The organism is Limnothrix sp. HT2024 (genome assembly GCF_059138625.1).
The window spans coordinates 1,299,681-1,317,819 of sequence record NZ_CM181121.1; the positions used below are offsets into that span (position 1 = coordinate 1,299,681).

At 53.2% G+C, this 18,139-nt stretch carries 20 protein-coding genes; 12 read left to right on the forward strand and 8 right to left on the reverse strand.

Annotated elements, in window-relative coordinates:
* Positions 1–24: 24 nt before the first annotated feature.
* Both AC2IAX_RS05195 and AC2IAX_RS05200 read left to right on the forward strand, forming a co-directional pair.
* Positions 25–1,602 carry a photosystem II high light acclimation radical SAM protein gene (locus AC2IAX_RS05195; protein WP_494390285.1) on the forward strand — a complete coding sequence of 526 codons (1,578 nt, stop codon included), beginning with the start codon at positions 25–27 and terminating at the stop codon, positions 1,600–1,602.
* A 186-nt stretch (positions 1,603–1,788) separates the two neighbouring features.
* The gene (locus tag AC2IAX_RS05200) at positions 1,789–2,169 is read left to right on the forward strand and encodes a hypothetical protein (RefSeq protein ID WP_494389634.1); all 381 of its coding nucleotides are present in this window, start codon (positions 1,789–1,791) and stop codon (positions 2,167–2,169) included.
* Between the two features lie 78 nt (positions 2,170–2,247).
* On the opposite strand, the gene AC2IAX_RS05205 is transcribed toward AC2IAX_RS05200, so the two are convergent.
* From AC2IAX_RS05205 to AC2IAX_RS05220, 4 genes are all read right to left on the reverse strand, one after another.
* The gene (locus AC2IAX_RS05205; protein ID WP_494389635.1) at positions 2,248–2,907 is read right to left on the reverse strand and encodes a DUF3747 domain-containing protein; all 660 of its coding nucleotides are present in this window, start codon (positions 2,905–2,907) and stop codon (positions 2,248–2,250) included.
* 531 nt (positions 2,908–3,438) lie between these two features.
* Positions 3,439–3,924, reverse strand: a complete 486-nt coding sequence (locus AC2IAX_RS05210; RefSeq protein WP_494390286.1) for a glutathione peroxidase — start codon at positions 3,922–3,924, stop codon at positions 3,439–3,441.
* Positions 3,925–4,009: 85 nt separating this feature from the next.
* Positions 4,010–4,465 carry a peroxiredoxin gene (locus AC2IAX_RS05215; protein WP_494389636.1) on the reverse strand — a complete coding sequence of 152 codons (456 nt, stop codon included), beginning with the start codon at positions 4,463–4,465 and terminating at the stop codon, positions 4,010–4,012.
* Between the two features lie 118 nt (positions 4,466–4,583).
* Complete coding sequence (locus AC2IAX_RS05220; protein ID WP_494389637.1) at positions 4,584–4,997, reverse strand: slr1601 family putative cell division protein; 414 nt, start codon at positions 4,995–4,997, stop codon at positions 4,584–4,586.
* A 1,305-nt stretch (positions 4,998–6,302) separates the two neighbouring features.
* On the opposite strand from AC2IAX_RS05220, the gene AC2IAX_RS05225 reads away from it, so the two are divergent.
* Together AC2IAX_RS05225 and psbM are read left to right on the forward strand one after the other, a co-directional pair.
* Positions 6,303–6,524, forward strand: coding sequence for a hypothetical protein (locus tag AC2IAX_RS05225; RefSeq protein ID WP_494389638.1), 222 nt, complete (start codon positions 6,303–6,305; stop codon positions 6,522–6,524).
* Between the two features lie 96 nt (positions 6,525–6,620).
* Positions 6,621–6,734, forward strand: coding sequence for a photosystem II reaction center protein PsbM (gene psbM / locus AC2IAX_RS05230; protein ID WP_099532510.1), 114 nt, complete (start codon positions 6,621–6,623; stop codon positions 6,732–6,734).
* Between the two features lie 432 nt (positions 6,735–7,166).
* Here the strand turns inward: psbM and AC2IAX_RS05235 are convergent, their stop codons facing one another.
* Positions 7,167–7,337 (reverse strand): hypothetical protein, encoded by a 171-nt coding sequence (locus tag AC2IAX_RS05235; RefSeq protein ID WP_494389639.1) that lies wholly within the window; start codon positions 7,335–7,337, stop codon positions 7,167–7,169.
* An 8-nt stretch (positions 7,338–7,345) separates the two neighbouring features.
* Between AC2IAX_RS05235 and AC2IAX_RS05240 the strand changes: the two genes are divergently transcribed.
* From AC2IAX_RS05240 to AC2IAX_RS05270, 7 genes are all read left to right on the forward strand, one after another.
* Positions 7,346–8,491: a pyridoxal-phosphate-dependent aminotransferase family protein gene (locus AC2IAX_RS05240; protein WP_494389640.1), complete on the forward strand. Its 1,146-nt coding sequence runs from the start codon at positions 7,346–7,348 to the stop codon at positions 8,489–8,491.
* 157 nt (positions 8,492–8,648) lie between these two features.
* The gene (locus AC2IAX_RS05245; protein WP_494389641.1) at positions 8,649–10,787 is read left to right on the forward strand and encodes an alpha/beta hydrolase; all 2,139 of its coding nucleotides are present in this window, start codon (positions 8,649–8,651) and stop codon (positions 10,785–10,787) included.
* A 64-nt stretch (positions 10,788–10,851) separates the two neighbouring features.
* Complete coding sequence (locus tag AC2IAX_RS05250; RefSeq protein ID WP_494389642.1) at positions 10,852–11,805, forward strand: glycosyltransferase family protein; 954 nt, start codon at positions 10,852–10,854, stop codon at positions 11,803–11,805.
* Between the two features lie 65 nt (positions 11,806–11,870).
* Positions 11,871–14,507 carry an alanine--tRNA ligase gene (gene alaS / locus AC2IAX_RS05255; RefSeq protein ID WP_494389643.1) on the forward strand — a complete coding sequence of 879 codons (2,637 nt, stop codon included), beginning with the start codon at positions 11,871–11,873 and terminating at the stop codon, positions 14,505–14,507.
* A 157-nt stretch (positions 14,508–14,664) separates the two neighbouring features.
* On the forward strand, positions 14,665–15,120 hold the full coding sequence (locus tag AC2IAX_RS05260) for a hypothetical protein (protein ID WP_494389644.1): 456 nt from the start codon (positions 14,665–14,667) through the stop codon (positions 15,118–15,120).
* On the forward strand, positions 15,117–15,728 hold the full coding sequence (locus AC2IAX_RS05265; protein ID WP_494389645.1) for a PIN domain-containing protein: 612 nt from the start codon (positions 15,117–15,119) through the stop codon (positions 15,726–15,728). Before AC2IAX_RS05260 ends, AC2IAX_RS05265 begins: the two co-directional genes overlap by 4 nt.
* Positions 15,729–15,818: 90 nt before the next feature.
* On the forward strand, positions 15,819–16,487 hold the full coding sequence (locus AC2IAX_RS05270) for a Uma2 family endonuclease (protein WP_494389646.1): 669 nt from the start codon (positions 15,819–15,821) through the stop codon (positions 16,485–16,487).
* Between the two features lie 41 nt (positions 16,488–16,528).
* Here the strand turns inward: AC2IAX_RS05270 and AC2IAX_RS05275 are convergent, their stop codons facing one another.
* Complete coding sequence (locus AC2IAX_RS05275) at positions 16,529–17,047, reverse strand: DUF2199 domain-containing protein (protein ID WP_494389647.1); 519 nt, start codon at positions 17,045–17,047, stop codon at positions 16,529–16,531.
* 114 nt (positions 17,048–17,161) lie between these two features.
* On the opposite strand from AC2IAX_RS05275, the gene AC2IAX_RS05280 reads away from it, so the two are divergent.
* On the forward strand, positions 17,162–17,419 hold the full coding sequence (locus AC2IAX_RS05280; protein ID WP_494389648.1) for a hypothetical protein: 258 nt from the start codon (positions 17,162–17,164) through the stop codon (positions 17,417–17,419).
* 94 nt (positions 17,420–17,513) lie between these two features.
* Here AC2IAX_RS05280 and AC2IAX_RS05285 read toward each other — a convergent pair whose 3' ends face one another.
* Together AC2IAX_RS05285 and AC2IAX_RS05290 are read right to left on the reverse strand one after the other, a co-directional pair.
* Positions 17,514–17,708, reverse strand: coding sequence for a HepT-like ribonuclease domain-containing protein (locus tag AC2IAX_RS05285; protein WP_494389649.1), 195 nt, complete (start codon positions 17,706–17,708; stop codon positions 17,514–17,516).
* A 77-nt stretch (positions 17,709–17,785) separates the two neighbouring features.
* Entirely contained in the window at positions 17,786–18,121 is a 336-nt protein-coding gene (locus AC2IAX_RS05290) for a nucleotidyltransferase family protein (RefSeq protein WP_494389650.1), read from the reverse strand.
* Positions 18,122–18,139: the final 18 nt, after the last annotated feature.

Here is an 18,139-nt window from a genome sequence, read left to right on the forward strand (position 1 = left end):
TTGCGACAGTTAGGGAAGTGGATGATGGCCGATCGCATTTTGTACGTCCGACTGCCCTGTAACCCCATCTTCCCGATCGGGGTGGTTTATCTCGCTGACCACGTACACAAGCAGTTCCCCGCGATCGAGCAGCGGCTCTTTGACTTGGGAACCGTGCCGCCCTTGGACTTCAAAGCGGCCCTTGATGCGGAAATCGATGCCTTCCGGCCCACCCTGCTGGTTTTTTCGTGGCGCGATATTCAGATCTATGCACCCGTGGGCGGCCGTGGTGGCAATCCGCTGCAAAATGCCTTCGAGTTTTATTACGCCAAAAACCCCCTGATCAAGCTTCGGGGAGCCTTGGGTGGTTTGCGGGTCACCAGTGCTTACTATGCGGAACTCTGGCGCAATCAGGGCCTGATTCGGCGGGGATTGCGCCGGGCCCGACGCTACAATTCCAGCGCCCGGGCGGTGGTGGGCGGTGGGGCCGTCAGTGTGTTCTATGAACAGTTGCAGCGATCGCTCCCCAAGGGCACGATCGTCTCCGTTGGGGAAGGGGAAACCCTGCTGGAAAAACTGCTGCGAGGCGAGTCCTTAGACCAGGAACGTTGTTACATTGCTGGGGAAACGAAGCCCCGGGCGGGCCTGGTGCATGAACCACCTGCGCCCTTGGAAAAAACCGCCTGTAACTACGCCTACATTCAAACGATCTGGCCGGCCTTTAGCTACTATTTTCGCGATCGGGACTTTTATATCGGTGTGCAAACCAAGCGTGGTTGCCCCCATAACTGCTGCTATTGCGTCTATACCGTCATTGAGGGTAAGCAAGTTCGGATTAACCCAGCCGTTGAAGTGGTTGCAGAAATGCAGCAGCTTTACCAATTGGGTGTTCGCAACTTTTGGTTCACCGATGCCCAATTTATTCCGGCTCGGCGCTTCATTGAAGATGCCAAAGAACTGCTCAGAAAAGTCCTGGCGGCTGGCATGACGGATATTCATTGGGCTGCCTATATCCGCGCCGACAACCTCGATCCAGAACTCTGTGATCTGATGGTGAAAACGGGCATGAACTATTTTGAAATTGGGATTACGAGCGGATCCCAAGAACTGGTTCGCAAAATGCGCATGGGCTATAACTTGCGCACGGTTCTGCAAAATTGTCGTGACCTAAAAGCGGCTGGTTTTGAGGATGTGGTTTCGGTTAATTACTCCTTCAATGTGATTGATGAGACCCATGAAACCATTCGCCAAACCATTGCCTATCATCGGGCCCTGGAGGAAATTTTTGGGGCTGACAAGGTGGAGCCAGCAATTTTCTTCATTGGCTTGCAACCCCATACTCACTTGGAAGAATATGCCCTCAAGAAGGAAATTCTGAAACCCGGGTATGACCCCATGAGCCTGATGCCTTGGACGGCGCGGAAGCTGCTCTGGAATCCGGAACCGTTGGGGTCGTTTTTTGGGGAAGTGTGCCTGGAAGCCTGGCGCAGCAACAGCAATGACTTCGGCCGGGAAGTGATGCGAATTTTGGAGCGTCGGTTGGGCCGCAGCTCTTTGGAGGCGGCTCTTTCAGCCCCGATCGCCCCAAAAACCCCGAGCCGCGAGCTGATCAAAATACCCTAGTAGCGTGGCTGCCTCAATTCGTTGGGCTAAATTACATGGCTGTTACCGTCACCTGATCGTTAAGCAGCAAGATGCTCAAGCCCCTTGTTACCACGGCTGGCTTCGCAACTTTGACCCAATGTATTAAGCCTGTCATGCCACTAGGGACGTTTGAGCGGTTGCTTTTCCACTTCACCCCCCCGAGCCATGGAGCCTTTACCCCCCGAGCCGATCGCCCTGCGTCCTTTGGCCCCCTATGAGGATCGGTTGCTGTCGGCGTTGGCCTTTTTCCGAACCCAGCGCAGCCGCAACAATCAGGCGCATCACTGCCTATCGATGTATTTGCGGCAGTCGGAAGGGCGAATTATGGCCGAAGTGGGGTTCTATGCTCGGGCGATCGGCCAAGATCCTTGGGCCTTGCTGGAACTGATTTACACCAATCCCGATCGGGCAGAATCCCTGATTGCGGATTGGTCTGGGTCGCAAATTTCCCAGGTTTTTGAGCCTGAGTTGGCAACCCAATCGGAATCAGAAATCGGGCCACCAGGAATCGGCCAATCGGGAATAGAACCCGAAATCGCACCATAATTGCACCATTACACTCACCGCTGAGGCGATCGAGATTGACAGCGATCGCCCATGACCAGGGTTAAGCTGTGCTTCAGTTTAATTGGTAGTTGGCTGGAGCTTTCTGGGCGATCGCTCCGAGTTTTCCTTGGGAGTCACCGCCGAATCAAAGGAATCATTGGTGAAGTAAACATGGCCCAAGGGGCGGCCTTGATAGGAGCGTTTGGTGAATCGCCATCCGGGAAAAAGTTGCAGCTTCAAAAATCCAGAAGTGAATCCTCGGGTGCTGGCAATGTCCATCACCGGGCCACCATTGGCACCGAAAGGCACGCCTTGCAACACCACTGAATTAAATCGACGGCTGAGACGTAGGGAATATTGCAACCCTAAATCACGTTTGGCTACTCGAACTGAAAAGCCATTGCTATCAATACTGCGTCCACAAATACCCGTGAAATTGAAATTAACCAGCAACGGATCAACCACTACGGGATAGCTGCCACTTTCGGCCCAGCAAAGCCGCTGATTAGAGACTTGTTCTAGAACTAACAGCTTGAAAGAATCCGTGCCGAGGGGTTGGGCAATGGCAATAAAGCGTGATTGGTCAACTTCCTGTTGATCAAACGTGGTGGATTTAGGCGTGGCTGGGGTGGGTATTGCGGCCAATGCTCCCATCGTTCCCAAACCAAAACCCAAAACCAGCGAGAGGATCCCTAGCCCGGGTTTACTAAGGGCGTAGTTCCGAGAATTTGGAGCCATAGGATTGTCCTTGGATTGACCAATCATCAACGACCAGTGCAAACAGTCATCAAGCAGAGTAGGGCTGGCTAGAATGCTCAGAAGGCGATCGGGAGAAGTGCAAACAAACGCTTAGAGATGGTTTTGGAGAATGCTGAAGAAGCTGGTGGCGATTGAATTAGTTCCGAGGGATGGCGATCAATGGCTAAAGAATGGCTAAATCAGGAGCAGCTCAACGGACGATCGAGAAGTTACAGAGAAGGATAGGGACTCTCTAAAAAGTTCCTATCCTCACTGCAATCCACATCAAAAATCAAACCGTAGCAATCCAGAAGCCAGATCAGGGATGAGTCATTAGAGGATGTCGTCAAAACGCCTGAAGCCCTGGTTCCAGCGTTGGCGGATCGTGGGGGGCAAGGGGCTTAAGCCCCTTGTCTAGGGTGGTTCGGGTATGGAAGATCAACCGTTTTCACTGGATCCCAGGAAGTGACGATAGACCCTAGGAACCAAGCGATCACTAGGCTTGAATGCCGTGCTCAATCCAGACCGAATTTAGGCAGAAAGGGCCTGCTCGATCGCGCCGATCAATTCAGCCGAATCCGGGGCAATGCGGCTGGGGAAACGACCCAGGATTTCGCCATTTTTACCAATCAGAAACTTTTCAAAGTTCCAAGCCACATCCCCAGTTGGTTCGGATCCCGAGGTCAGGCGGGCATAGAGCGGGTGTTGCTCGGCTCCCTTGGCATGTACCTTGTCAAACAGCTCAAAGGTCACGCTGTAGCGCGTTGAGCAGAAGGTCTTAATTTGGTCATTGGTTCCGGGTTCTTGGGAACCAAAATCGTTGCAAGGAAAGGCCAAAATCCGCAGACCTTGGGCACTATATTTTTCATGCAAGGCCTGAAGTCCTTGATATTGCGGCGTGTAGCCACAATAGGAAGCCACGTTCACAATCAAAAGCACCTGCCCTTGATAGCTGCTGAGGGCACGGTCTTCGCCGTCAATGGTTTTGACTGAGAGATCGGTGATGGTTGCCATGATGAATGTGCTTGTCGTGTCGCCAGTGATGGTTGTCTAGGATAGCGGTTTGGGATGGAAATGATCCTGGGGGTGACCCTTCGGGGGGCTAGCCCAACCCTTGCACAATTTTGAGCGCTTCGGTCACGTGGCCCTTGGCATTCAACAGATCGTTGAACTGGTGGCGCACAATGCCCGCTTTGTCGATGACGTAGGTAACCCGGCCCGGAACCACAAACAGCGTGTTCGGGACACCATAGGCCTTGCGCAGGGCCCCATCGCGATCGCTCACGAGGGCGAAGGGCAGACTATATTTTTCCGCGAACGTTTTGTGGGAATCCACGGAGTCGCTGCTCACGCCAATCACTGCTGCACCGGCCCCTTGAAAGGCTTCGTAGCTATCGCGGAAAGCGCAGGCTTCGATCGTGCAGCCGGGCGTGTCGTCCTTGGGGTAAAAGTAGAGCACGACGGGTTGTTTACCCGAAAACTGGCTCAGGGTAATGGTTTCACCCGTTTGAGTTGGCAGGGAAAAATCCGGCGCGCGATCGCCCACTTGAATAGCCATAGGAACCTAAGGAAATCACTGCGATTTGTGAACCATGGCTAATGCTACCGCAGGGCCCATGGTGGCTGGCCAATCGGCCCCAGGAAGCAACGGGCGGCGGGGCGATTTTCAGGATTGCCTAAGGGAGGCCGTCCCCTTCTTCAAAGTCGGGCTGACTGGGGCGATCGGGCTGCCATCGCACCGGCCGCTGATTGAGGGGCACGCGGCCCGTTTCCGCTTCAACGGTGGCTCGATTGCGCGCGGGGTCAAAATTTTGGGTCATTTCCGATCGCAAGGTCTGCACGCGGGTTTCCACCAGGCGCACCTCCGCTTGCAGTTGTCGCAATTCTGCCCGACGGGTGGCATAGAGCGGAATCCACTGCACCAGCGCCACGATCGCAATGAGCGCCAACAAGCTGTTAACGGACAGCTTGAACAGGCTTTCCAGCGCGATCGAGCGATAGGACGCAGACTTCGGCAGTTGCTTGGGGCGCAACCTGGGTCGGCGTTGTACCGGTGGATCAGGACGATGCTGGGGCTGGAAAGCGTTCATCAAAACCAGTGAGTGAGCGCAGTTAAGCAGAAATGGATAGTTGAGCTAGTGGGCTGCACCCTGATACACGATGTGATCCCCCAGCATGGTCTGGGTTGCAAGAAACCCAAATCCCCCAAGGTTCTAGCAATTTGCTTGTGATTCGGCAATGTGCTAGGGGCAGTAGGGAGGATTACCCCTCTCCGTAAAACTGGTGCAATGGGGGTGACTTTTTTAACGATGACAGAACTGAAATTCGTGACCCTAAAAATCAGAAAAATTCAGCAGCAATCGATCGTTGAGTCTGGTGACTGCCCATAGTTAGTTCATCCAGAATGGGGTATGAGATCCGGATGGATTCATAACGACTCATAAATCAATGAATTGAGTAATCAGACAGATTAATTAGACCAGCTCGTTAGCCAGACTATTAATCAATTCATTAATTGCTCTTGAATTGAATCACCCTTGAATGGTTCATGGGTGGCCCTAGAGGTAAGTGAGCCTACCGCAAGCCCACCTATCTTGAAACCGATGCAAATCTATCTTGAAATCCTTGGCAACAGGCAATCAACCGATTGAATGCGACATTTTGAGCAGCATTTTTGCATCAATGTCTCTAAGTCCCTCTAGAGGGCTGTTTGATCCCGTTGAAATTCCTGGCTCTTTGGAATCAATGCAATTGCAACGCAGTCAAAGCAAGCGAAAGTCTATGATTCTTAAGCTTTTGGAAGCGTTATCAATCCTGCGGAAGGACTTGATCAAGATGGCATTTGGCGCTGGGAAAATCCTTTGAGAATTTTTGAAGAAGACTTTGGAAGCTAATTGGAGAATGATTCAAAGAATTCAGATTCTAGATTTGGGCATGGTTAATAATGATCAGCAACAATGGCAGTATCAGTTCAGAAGACTTCACTCGAATTTGAGTGGTTGATCTTCCTGAACAAACGCTGTGAAATCAAAAGACTTTGACGAAGTAACTAACCCTAAGCTGACAGCTTTAAAACCATCGGCTGGGGGTTGAGACTTTGGGTCAGAGCCTTCAGGATGTTACCGCTAAAATGCCCAAACACCGCATGAAGAGAGCACCCGGAGGGGTTAAGTCTTGGTTAATGGCGGATTGTCCGCAACCACCCCGCCTAGTCCTAGCACGCGATCGCCTCCGAAGCAAGGCGATCGGGCTGAATCATGGGTGGTTCCGTGTTGGGCGGGGTTAGTGGGGTATTATTCGGTACTCGCACAGCCGTTGATTGATCGGCAATTTCTTGTTGATTGACCGTCGATTCGCAGTCACCCAATCAGCACTTGCTTCGTGTTCTTGCGGGAGTGACCCCGATTCGTGATCATCCCGCGATCGGGTCGAGCACCGCAAAGCGCCATCAATCTCTATCAAGCGCCATCAATTGCCGCAAATTAGCCCGGTGTATCCTAAAGAATATGCAGGAATGCGCCCGGGAAACCGCTGCCCGATCGCCCTGGGCCAATCCGGCCACTTCCAGCCAATGGAGCGAGCAGCCTTTGGTAGACTGGACAGCATCCATCCACTGAGGGCCCCCAGTCATCAATTCGACGGCTTGGGTCTCAGCTCCCTGCCCTAGCGCGGGGTCAACCAACACTTCAAAAGACACCTAGAGGCATCATTCCATGCAAGTTAATGATCTCGGCTTCATTGCCAGCATTCTGTTTGTGGCAATTCCTGCCGCCTTTTTGTTGATTCTCTACATCCAAACCGCCAGCCGCGAAAACAGCAAGGGCTAATTGGCCAAGGCTCGCTTGGGGCTAATCAACAGTTGAGCTGTGATCGTTTTCAACTCGCCAGTTCTGATCTGTTGCGATCGGAAGTGGCGTTGGGGCGGTGAGCAAGGAAAGTTTTTTAAAATCCGTTTGGGAGAGGGTCTGGTGCTGCCGGGCCCTTTCTTTATGGAGGTTGTGGGGTTAGTTGAGTGGAGTGGTTGATCGGGATTGCCTGGGATTGCTTTTGGAGGGTCGATCGCGTCGTTGCGAATCGATTGGCAATGGTTGTTTGCGTGCGATCGGTGGGTGGGAAGGATGGGATAAGGATGGGATGATGCCATGCTCGATCGATCAAATCCGTAAGCAAAAGCTGACTTATTGGCACTGTTTGATCGCAAGTTCCCACTCCGGCTCTACACTAATGGTCTCTCGGATGGTCTCTCGCGTGGATCCCAATTATTCACGACGTGGCGATGACACAGGCGACAAGGCAATGGCAACCGGGCGATCTCGCCCCCAGCCGATCGCCCGGCTATGAACCGTGACTGATGAGCCGCGACCGGTCGGCAACCCGGCCATTGGCAACCCGGCCAACTGAGTAACCACCCCTTTTTTGTAGCGAATCAATCCGGCTGATGGATAACAAATTGATGCTGATGATTCCGGGGCCCACCCCGGTTCCGGAACCCGTGCTGCTGGCCCAAGCCAAACACCCGATCGGCCACCGGAGCGGCGACTTTGGCAAGATTATGGCCGAAGTAACCGAAAACCTGAAATGGCTGCACCAAACCCAAAATGATGTGCTGATCTTGGCTTCGAGCGGCACGGGGGCCATGGAAGCCGGCATCATCAACTTCCTGAGCGCGGGCGATCGCGTGTTGGTGGGCACGAACGGTAAGTTTGGCGAACGCTGGGCCGAAGTGGCCGAGGCCTATGGGTTGACCGTAGAAACCCTGACGGCGGATTGGGGCAAGCCCTTGGATCCCCAAGCCTTTGCCGATCGCCTGAGTGCCGACACCGACAAGAGCATCAAGGCGGTGATTGTCACCCACAGCGAAACCTCCACCGGGGTGATCAACGACCTGCAAACGATCAACGGCCATGTGAAGGCGCACGGTGCGCTGATGATGGTGGATGCGGTCACCAGCTTGGGTGCAACCAGCGTCCCGATCGATGAGTGGGGCTTGGACGTGGTGGCTTCCGGTTCCCAAAAGGGCTACATGATTCCGCCCGGTTTGGGCTTTGTGGCCGTTAGTCCCAAGGCTTGGGAAGCTTACAAGACCGCAACTTTGCCTAAGTACTATTTGGATTTGGGCAAATATCGTAAGGATGCGGCCAAAAACAGCACGCCCTTCACGCCGCCCGTGAATCTGTTCTACGCGCTGCAAGAGGCCTTGCGGTTGATGAAGAAGGAAGGGCTAGACAACATCTTTGCGCGGCACGCTCGGTTGCGGGCGGCAACTCGGGCAGCAGTGGCGGCCCTGAATTTGCCGCTCTACGCACCCGATGATTGTGCCAGCCCGGCGATTACGGCGGTGATGCCCCAGTCGGTGGACGCGGAACAGGTACGATCGGTGATGCGCAAGAAGTACGACATCGCCTTGGCCGGTGGTCAGGATGCGCTGAAGGGCAAGATCTTCCGCATTGGTCACTTGGGTTTTGTGAGCGATCGGGATGTGCTGACGGCGATCGCTGCTCTGGAAGCCACTTTGATCGAGCTGGGGGCTGAGGTGACCTCCGGTGCTGGGGTGGCGGCGGCGGCCAAGCATTTGATCGGCTAATTCCAACGGGTTAGTGCAATTCTGGATCGGGGTGTACGGCCGTACACCCCTACAGGATTCGCGCCCCCAAACAGAAAAATCCCTAAACCAAATTTCTACAGTAGTAGCGCGGTTGCCTGAATTCATGGGGTCAACGTTGCGGAGTCAATACAAAAACATGACGACTTCAGGGGCGAGAACGCGGCGATCGCACGATTGGCATCGGCGGTTGGGAATGGTGTTGGCCACCTGTGCCACAGCCCTCACAACCTTGCCCTCGGTTCCTCGGGCCTTGGCCCAAGAGGCGGGTCAAGCAATGCAGGCGATCGAGCCGCTGCCGCAACCCAATGCTCCGGCTGCACCCCCGATCGCGCCAGAAGATCTCGTCAGTCCAAATCTGGATTCCGCTCCCAATTCCACCCCAAATTCCGTTCCAAACGCCAGCGCCAATTCCAGCTTCGCACCAACTTTCGAGCCGAAAAATTGTCCCTTTACCCTGCCGCCAGAATTTGCCCGGGAAACGGTGCGCTGCGGCATGGTGACCGTGCCCGAGCGCCACAGCAATCCCACCGGAAAAACCATTCGTCTGGGGGTGGCAATCTTAAAAAGCAAGAGCGCCAACCCGCAACCGGATCCGCTGGTGATGGCCCAAGGGGGGCCGGGCGGATCGATGTTGGAGTTGCTGCCGGCCTTTTTGCCCTCGTTGGCGGGAATGCGCGATCGGGACATTATTTTGTTTGATCAACGGGGCACGCGCTATTCAGAACCCTTTTTGTTTTGCCAAGAAATCTATGATTTCAAGGTGCAAAATGCGCGGTTTCCCGACTCACCGGCCCTGCGCGATCGCTATCAAGCGGCGGTGGCGGGCTGTCGCGATCGGCTCAAAAGTTCCGGCGTGGATTTGGCGGCCTATAACAGCCTAGAAAGTGCAGCGGATGTGCCCTTGGTGGTGCAAGCGGCGGGGTATGGCGGCCCGTTCAATTTCTATGGGGTGTCCTACGGGACAATGTTGGCCCAGCACCTGATGCGCGATTTTCCCGATCGCCTGCGATCGGTGATCTTGGATTCCGTTGCGCCCCTGGATACCAGCTTCATTGTGCATTTGCCGCGCAACACCGATCGGGCCCTGCGGCGGTTTTTCGAGGCCTGTCGGCGCGATCGCCTCTGTGGTTCCACCTACACCACCCTTGAGCAGGACTTTTTGGGAGCCGTGGCCAAGTTGCGTGCTCGGCCCCAAGTGATTCAGTTGCCCAACTATGGGGAACTTCAGGATTTGTTGGAAGGCCGCCTCTCGATCGAGAATTTGGATCCGAATCGGTTGGCGGTTCCCGTGTTGTTGGATGGGGATGGGTTCATCTCCGCCGTCAGCACCGCGTTTTATTCCTCCGCCAGCATTCCCAAGTTGCCCCAGGCTTTGCGGGAAACTCGCCAAAACAGCTATGCAGGGATTTTGCGCGTGTTGCCGCTGCTGCTGTTTAGCAAAAGCCAGGCCGATGGGGTCTATAACTCCGTGATGTGTTCGGAAGATGGCGGGTTTACCTTGGCGGAGGTAGATGCTAGCGGCGTGTATCCGGAAATTGCCCCGGCCCTGCTCCAAGCGCCTGAGGAACTGTTGCGCACCTGCCAAACCTGGCAAGTGCCGGCCCTGGCTCCTAAGGCGAATCAACCGGTGCGTAGCCCTGTGCCCTCGTTGCTGTTGTCTGGGGAATTGGATCAGGTTACGCCGCCGGAGTTTGCGGAACGGGTGGCTCGGGGCTTGGATCGCCACTATCGCTACGTGCTGCCGGGTCTGAGCCACGCGGTGTTTGGCAGTTCCGATTGCGTGAGCCAAATTATGGGAGGGTTTTTGCAAGCGCCCGATCGCGCCCCCAACGCGGCCTGTGTGTCGCAAATGCGGACGCAATTTGAAGTACCCAAGCCCCTGCGGTTCACACCTGCCACGGCCAACAATCTCGGGATCAGTATGGTGATTCCAGCGGGTTGGCGCTTGAGTATGCAGGGATTGGCTCCGGTTTGGAGTGAGGTGGATGGCAGCGGGTTTGCCACGGGGCGGGTGTTGGCGGTGTCGGTGGCCCAGCAGTCCACGGCGGAAGTGCTGCGATCGCTCCCTTACCCCACCCGATCGCTCGGAGAACGGCGCTATCGGAACCGGCGCTGGCAACTATACACGATCGATAATCCATCTCTGGCCTCGATCGTGGCCCTGTACACGCGCCAGGGCAAAACCTACGTGGTGGCAATCGACAGCGATTCCCTATGGCATCGGGATGCAGTTTTGGAAGGGGTGCTCAGTAATTTCCGAATTCAGTCCCGCTAGGTGGGGGCCGCTTTGGAAAATGGGAATCATCCCTTCGTGAAGTTGTGGGAGTCGCCCGGAGCCTATGGATACCTCTGTTGCTGATGCTTGGCAGTTACTCAATTGGCATGTCATTGACCCCAAAAATATTGGTGATTTGCTTGCGGCTCCTAGTCGTTATTTGACATTAGCCGCCGATCAAAAAGCGATCGACCTGCGCCGGTTGGATCCGGAAGCCCGCGACCAAACCCAAGCGGAATTGTTGTTAGGCGATCGCTCGATCACCCATGTGGTGGGTGGCGGCGGTCTCTTGTTCGATCGCTTTAAACCGGCGATCCAAACCTTGGTTCAGCAACGACAACAATCGCCCGATCGAACCAAGCTAATTGCCTGGGGCCCGGGTCAACAGATCTACGGCAAATTTACACCCCAACAAATTCAAAACTTCGACTATCGACCCTATTTGGATGGGTTTGATTTGGTGGGGCTGCGGGATGCCCATGTGGAGAATTTAGGATTGGATTACCATTGGCTGCCCTGTGCCAGTTGCCTACATCCCGCCTTTGACCAGCCAAGGCTAATTCGTCATGAATTTGTGGTTTTTTCCCATAAAAAATTCCAGATTGATTTCCCCGATTTTCCCCGCATGACCAACGAGGAAACGGATTTTGAAACGGTTCTCAACTTCCTCGGATCCGGTGAAACCATTCTCACCAGTTCCTACCATGGAGCCTATTGGGGAACACTGTTAGGCCGTAGGGTTTTAGCCTTTCCGTTCACCAGCAAAACCTATACCCTGAAACATCAACCGGGCATTTTCCCGATCGAGCGGTGGCGGCCTGCCGGTTGGCAACTAAAACTACTGGGAAAAACCTGGATCGATCGCCGTCGGTACGATCAATTTACCTGCGATGTGACTGGCTGGCAGCGCTTTTTGAAACAATGCCGCACCTATCCCGAAAGTTTGCAGGAAACGCGCGATCGTAACCACTGGTTTTATCAACAAGTCCGGGAGTTAATCAGCGCCGGCCCGACTTGAGTTAAACTCATAGACTGGTTTTAGCAACAGTTTCTTCCGATCGTCCCGTCCCACCCCGCCAACCTATGCCGTCGCCAGCTCCCCTCAGCGGTTCCCAAATTCGCGAAAAATTCCTGGCTTTCTTCGAGGCCCAGGCCCACAAGCGCCTGCCCAGTGCCTCCCTGGTGCCGGAAGATCCGACGGTGTTGCTGACGATCGCCGGGATGTTGCCCTTCAAGCCGATCTTTTTGGGCCAGCAAGCGCCCGCCACGCCACGCGCCACCACCTCCCAAAAATGCATTCGCACCAACGACATTGAAAACGTGGGCCGCACCAAGCGCCACCACACCTTCTTTGAAATGTTGGGTAATTTTAGCTTCGGGGACTATTTCAAAAAAGAGGCGATCGCCTGGGCCTGGAAACTCTCCACCGATCCTGAAGTGGGCTTTGGTTTAGATCCCAAAAACATCGCCGTTAGTGTGTTTGAAAGCGACGACGAAGCCTTTGCAATCTGGCGCGATCAAGTCGGTGTGCCCGAGCATCGGATTAAGCGGATGGGCGAGGCTGATAACTTTTGGGTGTCTGGCCCCACTGGCCCTTGCGGCCCTTGTTCGGAACTGTATTACGACTTTTTTCCCGACCAAGCCGGTGAAGTTGATCTAGAAGACGATGAGCGGTTCATCGAGTTCTATAACTTGGTGTTCATGCAATATAACCGAGACGCAGACGGCTACCTCACGCCCCTGCAAAACCAAAATATCGACACGGGGATGGGCTTGGAACGGATGGCCCAAATCCTGCAAAAAGTGCCGAATAACTATGAAACGGATCTGATTTTTCCGATCATCAAAACGGCCGCTGATATTGCCCAGGTGGACTACGCCAAAGCCGACGAAAAAACCAAGGTTTCCCTCAAGGTTATCGGCGACCATGTGCGGGCTGTGGTGCATCTGATTGCCGATGGGGTGACAGCTTCTAACCTGGGTCGGGGCTACATTTTGCGGCGGTTGATTCGGCGGGTGGTGCGCCATGGTCGCTTGATCGGGATTTCCGGTGAATTCACCACAAAAGTGGCTGAAACCGCGATCGCCCTGTCGGAAGCGATTTATTCAAATGTGCGCGATCGAGCTAACTACATCAAGTCGGAATTGCAACGGGAAGAAGCCCAATTTCTGAAAACCCTGGAACGGGGCGAGAAACTGCTTGCAGAAATCCTCGCGAAAAATCCCCAACAAATTTCCGGAGCTGATGCGTTTGTTCTTTACGACACCTTTGGTTTTCCGCTGGAATTGACCCAGGAAATTGCCGAAGAGCAGGGCATTTCTGTGGACGTGGATGGGTTTGAAGTGGAGATGGACAAGCAGCGGGAACGGGCCCGCGCCGCCCACGAAACGATCGATTTGACCGTCCAAGGCTCGATCGATTCCCTGGCGGAAAAAGTCCAAAAAACCGAATTTTTGGGCTACCAAAATAGCGCCAGCACCGCCCAAGTAGAAGCGCTGTTGGTGGCGGGCAAAGTGGTAGAAACCGCCAGCGCCGGAGATGAGGTGCAAATCCTGCTCGATCGCACGCCATTCTATGCGGAATCGGGCGGACAAATTGGCGATCGGGGCTATTTCAGTGGCGATGATTTGCTGGTACGAATTACCGATGTCAAAAAAGAATCGGACTTTTTCGTACACTTTGGGCGGGTCGAGCGCGGCACTTTAAAAGCTGGCCAAACCCTCTCGGCCACAATTGACCAAGCCTGTCGCCGCCGGGCCCAAGCCAACCACAGCGCCACCCACCTGTTGCAAGCGGCCCTGAAAACGCTGATCGATCCCAGCATTTCCCAAGCCGGTTCGCTGGTGGACTTCGATCGGCTGCGGTTTGACTTCAATTGCCCCCGCCCCCTGAGCGCCGACGAGGTGGCCCAGGTGGAAAGCCAAGTGAACACCTGGATTGCGGAAGCCCACGGCGCGGTGGTGGCGGAAATGCCGATCGCCGATGCCAAGGCCAAGGGCGCGACAGCGATGTTTGGCGAGAAATACGGTGATGTGGTGCGGGTGGTCGATTTCCCCGGCGTGTCCATGGAGTTGTGCGGCGGGACTCACGTGAGCAATACGGCGGAAATTGGCGCATTCAAGATTATTTCCGAAGCGGGCGTGGCTTCCGGGATCCGGCGGATTGAGGCGGTGTCGGGCCCGGCAATTTTGGACTATTTGAACCTGCGCGATCGGGTGGTGCGCGACCTAAGCGATCGGTTCAAGGTGAAGCCCGAGGAAGTGCTCGATCGGGTCAGCACCCTGCAAGAGGAGCTGAAAACCAGCCAAAAACAACTGGATGCCTTGAAAGCGGAACTGGCGATCGCCAAGTCCGACAGTTTGGCCAGCCAGGCCGAGGCGATCGGCGACTTCCGAATTTTGGTGGCGCGGATCGATGGGGTCGATGCGGCTTCCCTGACCACAGCGGGCGATCGGTTGGCCCAAAAGCTGGGCGACGGCGCGGCGGTGGTGCTGGCTTCGGCCACCGATGATGGCAAAGTGAGCCTGGTGGCGGCCTTTGGCAAAGCGACGATCGCCAAGGGTCTGCAAGCGGGCAAATTTATCGGGGCGATCGCCAAGCTCTGCGGCGGCGGCGGCGGCGGCAAACCCAACCTAGCCCAAGCGGGCGGTCGCGATGCCAGCAAACTAGACGAGGCGATCTCCGCCGCGAAAACCCAATTGAAAGGGGCGATCGGCTAACGCGATCTCGACTTGCCTCAAAACTTGTTAACCAGCAGATGCCGATCGCTCCTAGGTCGGCATCTGTACTTTTATGCTGACTCAATGGGATCAGCGATACTGGAGCTAGGCACTTCTGGTGAGAATTGTGCTTGGACTGTTAACTGGAACTCCTCAAATGCAAGCAGATTTAGTTGTGCGCGGCGCTGATGGGCGTGTGGTGCTGATGGTTGAAGTCAAACGCTACCGCCAAAAATCACCCAGTTGGGTTGCTCAATTTCGCCGGAATCTTTTAGCCCATGGCCATCAGCCCAACGTACCTTATTTCCTATTTGCATTCTTAGATCATTTTTATCTTTGGTGTGATGTGGAATCTGCTCCATTGCTCCGAGAACCTGACTACATCATTAATGCAGAGTCAATTCTTCAGCCCTACTTTGATCGCGCCAGTATTTCTAAAGATCAAGTTGCTGGGCAAAGTCTGGTTTTAATTGTTTCCACTTGGTTAGCTACACTGATCTATGCCAATCCAGAGCCAAGTGACTTGGATGAGTCTCAAAGCTGGATTCTGGAGTCGGGGCTTTATTCAGCGATTCAAGGAGGAAAAATTGAGCATGAGGTTCTGGTTGCATGATCAGTGTCTATGTTGAGACTAACTTTTTTCTAGAGTTGGTTTTTCAGCAAGAAGAATATAAATCTTGTGAAGCAATTCTGGCGCTGTGTCAGTCACACCAATTGAAGCTAGTAATACCTGCTTACTCATTAGTTGAACCCAACGACAAGCTATATCGGCAAGCTCAAAAGCGCAAAAAGCTTCAAGAAGAACTCAATCAAGAGTTGAGTCAGTTACAACGGTCAGAAGTTTATCGAAACCGCGTTCAGAATCTACAAGATACTGCCAACTTAATCATTGCGAGTACTCAAGAGGAGAGATCAAGATTCTCTCTTTATCGGAATCGGTTGCTTGATGTGGCCGAAATCATCACGCTCTCCCAGAAAATTTTGAGTTATGCAGCTACTTGCGAGTCTGAATATGGCTTAAGTGCCCAAGACTCAGTTGTGTATGCTTCAGTCATAAATCATTTGGAAGAGAAAAAACCACAGAAAGCTTGTTTTCTGAATCGAAACTCTAAGGACTTTGATCGCCCTGATATTGTGGAATCTCTACAAAATCTGAATTGTCGAATGATTCCCCGATTTGATCATGGTCTTCAGTTTATAAATTCACAGCTATCAGCTTAGAGCTTTACGCTGGGTCAAAAAATTCAGCTTAGATGCACTAAGCCCTTGAGTCATACTCAAAAGAGGCGATCGCACGGAGGCCAACAATCCATGAACGACATTGCAACGATCGCACCGAACTCAACCGTTGCACCCTTGGATGAAGGCTGGTTGGCTGGCTCTTGGACAGATTTTCGCCAGCAAGCCGATCGCCCCGAATCCGCAGCGGCTCGATGTTTTTATCACGATGGTTGGTTTTTGATTGATATGTCACCAGTTGGGCCGCTGCACGGACGAGATAACACACTGCTGAGTGCAATCATTTTGTTGTATGCCATGCAGCAAGGCATACGAGTTCATGGCTACACAAACACAAGCTTCCAAAAAACAGGAGAGCGGGAAGCTCAACCGGATATTGCATTTTATTTGGGGAGCGATCGCCGCTTGCCACCAGCTAATAATGCGATTGTCAATTTGGATCAGTATGAGTCACCCACATTGGTGATTGAAATTGCCGCCAGTTCCCTCAATTCAGATTTGGGATTTAAGCGACTGTTGTATGAACAGTTAGGAATTCAGGAATATTGGGTGGTGGATTCGGTGCAATCCCAGATCGTGGCATTTGGGATTGATCAAGGGCGCAGCGGCATGATTGAAACGTCCGCAGTCTTACCCAACTTGTCGATCGCCCTGGTTTCTGCGGCCTTGCAACGAAGCCAACAGGAAAGCCAAGGGGAAACGCTGCAATGGCTAATGCAACAATGGACTCAGGCGGAATAAAAGAATAAACCGGATGATTGGTGAAGTTTATTCGTGATGCCCTAGAGGCCGTGTAAGAGTTTTTCGGTCAGTAATTGAGCACGATCGACTGAAATTCCCTGCTGCTGATCGATGAATAGTTGATCGATTCCTTGCTTGGGTTGATGGAGCAAAACCTTGGGGCGCTTCTGACCCATTTGGATGTAAACATCGCCCGATCGCATCGACTCCACGGGATATTCAGGAATACGATTTGAGACCCACCCAAAGAAGCCATCACCCTCGATCGGGTCATCAAACATGGCAACATAGCGATCAAAACTTTGTTCGCTCGCTGAGACCCAAATACCCCAGAGAAAGGGGCGATCGATGCCATGAATCGGCACTTCCAGCACTACTCGGACAAAGCGATCGACCGTGCCATTTTCATAGTGAATCACGCACAAATCATCAGTTAGCGAGGCGATCGACTGCTTCTGTTCCTCGCTAAGTGCCACGTAGGGATCGGGCGCTGTAAACCCAAAGCTTGGCGATCCTTCATGCACTTCGTGGCAATAGGTACATTGAAACAAAAAGTTCATTTGATCTATAAACCTTGAACTTGGGGACACAATCCTGAGCTGAGTTTCGCTACATTGGAGAAGCAGATCATGATTTAACTTCCGATCGTCCACCTATCATTGTTCGGTGAATTGATGAAGACGCAACCTGATAATCTCAACCCAGACCAGAATTTGACGACTTGGCAGCGATTTTGGGGCGGCACTGTCCTGGGGCTTTTGGGACTGGCTTTCGCTGCGCTCTACTGCTATGGCGTGGCCGATGTGCCTTGGCCGGTGGGCGGTTGGTTTCTGGGCTTAGCGGCTAGTGGTTTGTTGGGTTTGGTGGCAGTGAAGTTAAAAGCCGATCCGCGCCGAATGTTGACTGCTTTGCTGGATTCGCTACCCGGTTGAGCAAAATCAACGTGATCAAGTTAACCCCTGGAAATCAGGTAATGACTTGCTCTATGGCAGTGATTAGCCCCGGCAATGCCAGATGAATAGTGTCCTAAATAACTGCAAGATCGATCGCATCATATTCATGAATCAGGCGATTTCGCATTCCAATCACTTTAGCCCAAGGAATGCTCGGGATGCTTGCTTGTGTTTCAATAGAAATTCTACGAGCAGCTTCGCCAATGATTTCAAACTGACGAATAACCGCAGCCTGACACATTAAATCTTGCTCAAAAATCTTGCTCAAATACTTCCCAAGTAATACCCTGCACAAAGCTTTGCGCCAATTGTGCGGCGTTCAGCATATCTCGTAGGTAGTTTGGTTCACGAAGCTGCATAAATCACTTGGGCAGAATCTAGGATGGCTTGGCGGCGCTGCTCATTGCGGCTGCGCTCCAGTCCTCGGCGACTGATTAGATCAACTTTTCGTTGGAAAATTTGTTGAATTTCGTCTTCTATCTCTGCCCAGTCAAACAGTGTCCAATGCGCATCTGGGGAAAACGAAATAAGCACATCAATATCACTGTTTTCAGGTTGGAAATTGTCTCTTAGGACTGACCCAAATAACGAAAACTCTGTGATTTTCCAACGCTGGCAAAATGCTAAGATTTGGTTCTCATCGATCGCAACCCTTGAGGTGATCACTTGAAAATTTTGCATGATCAAACCTCTATGCAT